This window comes from Streptomyces sp. NRRL S-350, assembly GCF_000719705.1.
Taxonomy (GTDB): domain Bacteria; phylum Actinomycetota; class Actinomycetes; order Streptomycetales; family Streptomycetaceae; genus Kitasatospora.
Window position 1 is genome coordinate 22,285 of the sequence record NZ_JOHO01000067.1, and the last position, 7,154, is coordinate 29,438.

Annotated in this window: 7 protein-coding genes; 5 read left to right on the plus strand and 2 right to left on the minus strand. The window is 73.0% G+C overall.

The features are described from left to right. Positions 1–49 precede the first annotated feature (49 nt). The 5 genes from dxr (at position 50) to IF30_RS0134810 (ending at position 5,643) form a co-directional block, all read left to right on the plus strand. A complete protein-coding gene (gene dxr, locus IF30_RS0134790) occupies positions 50–1,294 on the plus strand; it encodes a 1-deoxy-D-xylulose-5-phosphate reductoisomerase (protein ID WP_030246007.1) in 1,245 nt (414 codons plus the stop codon). A gap of 58 nt (positions 1,295–1,352) precedes the next feature. Continuing rightward, positions 1,353–2,657: a M50 family metallopeptidase gene (locus IF30_RS0134795; protein WP_030246009.1), complete on the plus strand. Its 1,305-nt coding sequence runs from the start codon at positions 1,353–1,355 to the stop codon at positions 2,655–2,657. A 144-nt stretch (positions 2,658–2,801) separates the two neighbouring features. Beyond that, a complete protein-coding gene (ispG, locus tag IF30_RS0134800) occupies positions 2,802–3,962 on the plus strand; it encodes a flavodoxin-dependent (E)-4-hydroxy-3-methylbut-2-enyl-diphosphate synthase (protein WP_030246010.1) in 1,161 nt (386 codons plus the stop codon). A gap of 169 nt (positions 3,963–4,131) precedes the next feature. Next, on the plus strand, positions 4,132–5,007 hold the full coding sequence (locus IF30_RS0134805) for a GNAT family N-acetyltransferase (protein ID WP_051711855.1): 876 nt from the start codon (positions 4,132–4,134) through the stop codon (positions 5,005–5,007). A gap of 87 nt (positions 5,008–5,094) precedes the next feature. Further along, on the plus strand, positions 5,095–5,643 hold the full coding sequence (locus IF30_RS0134810; RefSeq protein ID WP_030246014.1) for a GNAT family N-acetyltransferase: 549 nt from the start codon (positions 5,095–5,097) through the stop codon (positions 5,641–5,643). A 74-nt stretch (positions 5,644–5,717) separates the two neighbouring features. Here IF30_RS0134810 and IF30_RS0134815 read toward each other — a convergent pair whose 3' ends face one another. Together IF30_RS0134815 and IF30_RS0134820 are read right to left on the minus strand one after the other, a co-directional pair. Next, positions 5,718–6,641, minus strand: coding sequence for an aminoglycoside phosphotransferase family protein (locus IF30_RS0134815; protein ID WP_037902173.1), 924 nt, complete (start codon positions 6,639–6,641; stop codon positions 5,718–5,720). 31 nt (positions 6,642–6,672) lie between these two features. After that, a partial coding sequence (locus IF30_RS0134820; RefSeq protein WP_030246017.1) for a ferritin-like domain-containing protein occupies positions 6,673–7,154 on the minus strand: 482 nt, incomplete at its 5' end.

Below are 7,154 nucleotides of genomic sequence, written 5' to 3' on the forward strand. Positions count from 1 at the left end.
CGTCCTGGGGAGGTCCTGGGCGCGGTCGCGGACAGGACACAATGGGCGCATGACTTCGCTCGCCCACCCGCAGCTGCGTTTCACGCCCACCGTGGCGGACCCCTCCGGCCCCCGGGAGCTGGTGATCCTCGGGTCCACCGGTTCGATCGGCACCCAGGCCATCGACGTGGTGCTCCGCAACCCGGACCGTTTCCGGGTGGTGGCCCTGTCGGCGGCCGGTGGCCGGGTGGATCTGCTGGCCGAGCAGGCGTTGCGGCTGGGCGTGCACACCGTGGCGGTGGCCGATCCGGCGGCCGAGCCGGCGCTGCGCGAGGCGCTGGCCGCGAAGGCCGCGGGCCGGGCGCTGCCGGCCGTGCTGGCGGGCCCGGACGCGGCGACGGAGCTGGCCTCCGTGGAGTGCCATTCGGTGCTGAACGGCATCACCGGGTCGATCGGGCTGCGGCCGACGCTGGCCGCGCTGGCGGCGGGCCGGGTTCTGGTGCTGGCCAACAAGGAGTCGCTGATCGTCGGCGGTCCGCTGGTGAAGGCGGTGGCGAGGCCGGGGCAGATCGTGCCGGTGGACTCCGAGCACGCGGCGCTGTTCCAGGCGCTGGCGGGCGGGACGCGCGCCGAGGTGCGCAAGCTGGTGGTCACGGCCAGCGGCGGGCCGTTCCGCAACCGCACCCGTGAGCAGCTGGCCGGGGTGACCCCGCAGGACGCGCTGGCGCACCCGACCTGGGCGATGGGCCCGGTCGTGACGATCAATTCGGCGACCCTGGTCAACAAGGGCCTGGAGGTGATCGAGGCGCACCTGCTGTACGACGTGCCCTTCGACCGGATCGAGGTCGTGGTCCATCCGCAGTCGGTGGTGCACTCGATGGTGGAGTTCGCCGACGGTTCGACCCTGGCGCAGGCCAGTCCGCCGGACATGCGGATGCCGATCGCGCTGGGCCTGGGCTGGCCGGACCGGGTGCCGGACGCCGCTCCCGGCTGCGACTGGACGAAGGCCGCCACGTGGGAGTTCTTCCCGCTGGACGACGTGGCCTTCCCGGCGGTCGAGCTGGCCCGTGAGGTGGGCACCCTGGGGGGTACCGCCCCGGCGGTGTTCAACGCGGCGAACGAGGAGTGTGTGGAGGCATTCCTGAAGGGCGGCCTCGCCTTCACCGGAATCGTGGACACTGTTGCCAAGGTCGTGGCCGAGCACGGTCAGCGTGACGGGGGTCCGGCGGCGTCGGGAACTTCCCTGACGGTGGAGGACGTCCTGCACGCGGAGGACTGGGCGCGCGCCCGGGCCCGCGAGCTGGCGGCGGGCTGACGGCCGCGAGTGCGGTACGACGAGACGATGAGCGGAGCGGCATGACGGAGGACCAGCGGTGGCAACGGTTTTGACGGTGGTCGGCATCCTGGTCTTCGTCATCGGGTTGCTCGTCTCGATCGCCTGGCACGAACTCGGCCACCTCTCCACGGCCAAGCTGTTCGGCATCCGGGTGCCGCAGTACATGGTCGGCTTCGGCCCGACCCTCTGGTCGAGGCGCAGGGGCGAGACCGAGTACGGCATCAAGGCGATCCCCTTCGGCGGGTACATCCGGATGATCGGGATGTTCCCGCCGGGCGATGACGGCCGGATCACCAAGCGCAGCAGCTCGCCCTGGCGGTCCATGATCGAGGACGCCCGCGAGGCCTCCTACGAGGAGCTGCAGGAGGGCGACGAGCACCGGGTGTTCTACACCCGCAAGCCCTGGAAGCGCGTCATCGTCATGTTCGCCGGGCCGTTCATGAACCTGGTCCTGGCGTTCGGGCTGTTCCTGACGGTCATGATGGGCTTCGGCGTCTCCATGGCGGTGCCGACCATCGGCTCCGTCGCCCAGTGCGTCGTCAAGGCCGGCCAGCCCACCGACACCTGCCCGGCCGACGCTCCGAAGACCCCGGCCAACGAGGTGGGCCTGCGCCAGGGCGACAAGGTGCTCTCCTTCGACGGCGACCGGATCCGCGACTACGACCAGCTCCAGGCCGACATCCGCAAGTCGGCCGGCAAGCGGGTCGACATCGTCGTGGACCGCGGTGGCCAGCGGCTCACCCTGCAGCCCACCATCGCCGTCAACGACGTGCAGAAGTACGACGGCAGCGGCGTGCCGGTGAAGGGCCAGACCGTCCAGGCGGGGTTCCTCGGCTTCACCCCCAAGAGCGAAACCGTCCAGCTCGGCTTCGGGCAGTCCGTCGACCGGATGTACGACATGGCCGAGAACGGGGTGAGGTCGCTGGCCGCCCTGCCCGGCAAGATCCCCGGCCTGTGGAACGCCGTGGTGGGCGATGCCCCGCGCGACCCCGACTCGCCGATCGGCATGGTCGGCGCCGCCCGGGTCAGCGGCGAGGTGTTCTCGCTCCACGAGTCGGCCGCCCAGCGGGTCGCGATCTTCGTGAACCTGCTGGCCGGGATCAACCTGTCGCTCTTCCTGTTCAACATGCTGCCGCTGCTGCCGCTGGACGGCGGCCACATCGCGGGCGCGGTCTGGGAGTCGGTCCGGCGTCACTTCGCACGGCTGTTCCGGCGGCCCGACCCGGGCCCGTTCGACGTCGCCAAGCTGATGCCGGTGGCCTACGTCGTGGCCAGCATCTTCATCGGCTTCACCCTGCTGGTGATGGTGGCCGACCTGGTGAACCCGGTGAAGATCGGCTAGGGCGTTCGGGTACGGCGGGTGTGCTGGGGCCCGTTGCCGTGCCGTACCGTGGAGGCCGGGTGCGCGATCGTCAGCGCGCCCGGCCCCGGCCGTCCCAACGGCCGGGCGGTCGACCACACCTCAACCCCGGGGAACCCTGCGCACATGACCGCGATCTCGCTCGGTATTCCGTCCCTGCCGCTCAAGCCGCTCGCCAAGCGCCGCTACTCCCGGCAGATCATGGTCGGCAACGTGCCGGTCGGCGGCGACGCCCCCGTCTCGGTCCAGTCGATGACCACCACGGTCACCTCGGACATCAACGCCACGCTGCAGCAGATCGCCCAGCTCACCGCGTCCGGCTGCCAGATCGTCCGGGTGGCCGTGCCCTCCCAGGACGACGCCGACGCGCTGCCGATCATCGCCAGGAAGTCGCAGATCCCGGTCATCGCGGACATCCACTTCCAGCCGAAGTACGTCTTCGCCGCGATCGACGCCGGCTGTGCGGCGGTGCGCGTGAACCCGGGCAACATCAAGGCCTTCGACGACAAGGTCGGTGAGATCGCCAAGGCCGCCAAGGACGCGGGCGTGCCGATCCGGATCGGCGTCAACGCAGGCTCGCTCGACAAGCGCCTGATGGAGAAGTACGGCCGGGCCACCCCGGAGGCGCTGGTCGAGTCCGCGCTGTGGGAGTGCTCGCTGTTCGAGGAGCACGACTTCCGCGACATCAAGATCTCGGTCAAGCACAACGACCCGGTCGTGATGATCCAGGCCTACCGCCAGCTCGCCGCCGCCTGCGACTACCCGCTGCACCTCGGGGTGACCGAGGCCGGGCCGGCCTTCCAGGGCACCATCAAGTCGGCGGTCGCCTTCGGCGCGCTGCTGGCCGAGGGCATCGGCGACACCATCCGGGTCTCGCTCTCCGCCCCGCCGGCCGAGGAGATCAAGGTCGGCAACCAGATCCTGGAGTCGCTCGGACTGCGCGAGCGCGGCCTGGAGATCGTCTCCTGCCCGTCCTGCGGCCGCGCCCAGGTCGACGTCTACAAGCTCGCCGAGGAGGTCACCGCCGGCCTGGAGGGCATGGAGGTGCCGCTGCGGGTGGCCGTGATGGGCTGCGTCGTGAACGGGCCGGGCGAGGCCCGGGAGGCCGACCTGGGCGTCGCCTCCGGCAACGGCAAGGGCCAGATCTTCGTCAAGGGCGAGGTCATCAAGACCGTCCCCGAGTCGAAGATCGTCGAGACCCTGATCGAGGAGGCCCTCAAGCTCGCCGAGCAGATGCAGGAGGCGGGTGTCGAGGCGGGAGCGCCGACCGTCGTCGCGGCGGAGTGAATCCCGAGTAGTTCGTCCTGATCGCGCGGGAGTGCCCGCGCGACGTTTTCCGGAAGCGGGGCCGTCCGTGCGCGGACGGCCCCGCGGCCGTAGCCGGGTGGGGCCACGGAGTAGGGTGCGGCCAGAGTCGTCTCAGTGAGGTGCTGTCTCGATGCTCGATCGAGGTGTGATGCTCCCGAGCTCCTTCCAGGCCGCCCGGGCCCTGGCCACCACCCGCGTGCTGGAGCCGCCCGACCTCGCGGACGTCATGGAGATCCTCCACCGCGACCCGGTCTCCAACGCCTTCGTCGCGACCCGGGTCGAGGCCGTCGGTCTCGATCCGTGGCGGCTCGGCGGGGAGATCTGGGGCTGGTACGACGGCAACGGCGCGCTGTCCGCCCTCTGCTACGCCGGGGCGAACCTCGTCCTGGTCGACGCCGGGCCGGAGGCGGTCGCGGCGTTCGCCGAGCGGGCCCGCCGGCAGGGCCGGCGCTGCTCCTCGATCGTCGGGCCGGCGGAGGCCACGGCGGCGTTCTGGGCGCTGCTGGAGCGCAGTTGGGGGCCGGCGCGTGAAGTCCGGGCCCACCAGCCGCTGTTGGCCACGTCGGCGCCGTCGGCGGAGATCGCGCCGGATCCGCTGGTGCGCAGGGTGCGGCGCAGCGAGGTCGAGGCGCTGATGCCGGCCTGCGTGGCGATGTTCACCGAGGAGGTCGGGGTGTCGCCGCTGGCGGGTGACGGCGGGCTCCTCTACCAGGCCCGGGTCGCCGAACTCGTCTCCACCGGGCGGGCGTTCGCGCGGTTCGGGGCGGACGGGCAGGTCGTCTTCAAGGCCGAGGTCGGGGCCGTGATGGAGGGCGCCTGCCAGATCCAGGGGGTCTGGGTGGCGCCGGAGCACCGCGGGCAGGGGCTGTCCGAGACGGGGATGGCGGCGGTTCTGGACATCGCGCTGCGGGAGGTGGCGCCGGTGGTCTCGCTCTACGTCAACGACTACAACCTGCGGGCCAGGGCGGCTTATCGGCGGGTGGGGTTCCGGGAGGTCGGGGCGTTCATGAGCGTGCTGTTCTGAGGGGGTTCGGCCCGAGGAGCCGCGGGCGGAGCGGCCTGTTGGGATCTTCGGCCGCGGCGAGGGGCCGCTGGTAGTAACGTCCGGAGCATGGATCAGCTGACCGGGGTGACGATCGAGGCCATCGACCTTGCGGACTGGGCGCCGGAGGCGCTGGAGGTCCAGGCGGTGGCGTTCGGGCTCACGCCCGAGGAGGTCGCGGTGCGGCTGCACATCGTCGGCCGGCACGCCGCGCAGCCCGGGGTGATCGCGTTCGGGGCGATGAGCGGGGGGCGGCTGGTCGGGTTCGGGTACGGGATGCCCAACCGGCGGGAGCACTGGTGGAGCACGGTGATCGAGCCGTACCTGACCGCGCGGGGCCACGAGGACTGGCTGGACGGGGTGTTCGCCGTCACCGAGCTGCACGTCCTGCCGGAGTTCCAGGGGTACGGGCTCGGCTCGCGGCTCATCCGGACGCTGTGCGAGCGGTCGGGGCTGGACCGGAGCATCCTCTCGGCGATCGACGCGGAGACGCCCGCGCGGCGGCTGTACCGGGCGCTTGGGTACCGGGATCTGGCGCGGGCGGTGCGGTTCCCGGCGACGGAACGGCTGTACGCGGTGATGGGGGCGCGGCTGCCGCTGCGGGGGCCGCAGCGCTAGCCGAGTCGCCCGCTCGTGCTGCTGGGTCCCGCTGCTGGGTCGTGCTGCTGGGTCGTGCTGCCCGGACGGGTGCCTCAGAGCGAGCCGGCGAGTTCGAGGTGGAGTTCGGCGTCCTCGCGGCGGCCCGCGGTGAGGGCGCGCAGGGCCAGGTCGACGGCACGGAAGAGGGCCCAGCCGCGGAGGCGGTCCCGGTCGACGCCGAGGGCGTCGGAGAGTTGGTGGAGCCGGCGGCGGAGGGCGGCGGGGACGCCGGGGGAGCCGAGCAGGGTGTCGGCGCGGTCCAGCACGAGGCGGGCCAGGTCGTAGGCGCGCTCGCCGACGACGGGCCGCGGGTCGATGGCCAGCCAGGGGGCGCGGTCGGCGGCGAGGACGTTGCCGTGGTGGAAGTCGCCGTGCAGGAGGAAGGACTCGTCGGCGGAGCCGGCCAGGCTCCCGGCGGTGTCCAGGGCCTCGCCGACCAGGGCCCGGGCCTCGGCGGCGGTGGGCCGGCCACCGTGGTCCGCGGCGCGGGCAGCGGTCGCGGCGACCTGCTGGGGGAGGGTGGGGAAGGGGTGCGCGCCGGGGACCTCCACCCAGAGGCGGTGCAGCAGGCTGGTGGCTTCCAGCATGGCCTTGGGCTCGGCCAGGGAGCGGAGCGGGATCTCGCCGTGCAGGCGTTCCAGGAGGAGGACGCCCTCGGCGGGGTCCGCGGCCAGGAGGAGGACGGCTCCCCGGCCGGCCCACCGGGTGAGGGCGGCGTGCTCGCGGGTGGTCTCGGGGGTGAGCAGTCCGGCTTTGAGCACGGCGGGCGAGAGGTCGTCGCGGTGGACGTACGCGATCAGGCTGAGGCTGCCGCCGGGGTCGAGGGTGCGTTCCAGGGTGAGGTCCCAGGCGGCGAGGTGGGCGGCCGCCGTGGCCGGGAGGGCGGCCAGCCATCGGCGGCCGGCCTCGCCGTGGGCGGCGGTGACGGTGTCCGTCAGCCAGGTGGGGACGGTGATGGTGGGTGCGGCTCCCGACATGGGTCCATTGTCGGGGGTCCGGGGCGGGTTTTCAGCCGCTGGTGGGCGTGGGGGTCGGGGCTTGGGCGGGGATCCCGGGGAACGGGGTGTCGGCGGCGCCCCAGCGCCGGGCGCGGACGGCACACTCGCGCAGGGCGGTGGCGGCGGTGAGGCGGTGCGGGGCGGCGACGGCGGCGACCAGGTCGGCGTAGACGGTGGTCAGCCCGGTTTCGAGGTGGGCGGCGAGCTTTCCGGCGTCGGCGGGGGAGGCCACCGGGAAGGGGAGCTGGTAGCCGCCGGCGGCGGGGGCGGGGGTGACGCCGAGGGAGGTGAGCAGGCGTTGCCAGGCGTCGCGCCGGGCCTGGTGGGCGGCGTGGGCGGTGCGGGCGTCCGCGCGCTGCTGGTCGTCGGGGAGGTGGGCGCCGACGATGCCGTACCCGTAGATGGCGGCGTGTTCGGCGCTGAGGGCGTTCTGGAGGGCGGTGAGGGCGGCGGCGGTGGGCGTGGGTGCGGGTGTCGGGGTGGCGCCGGGGG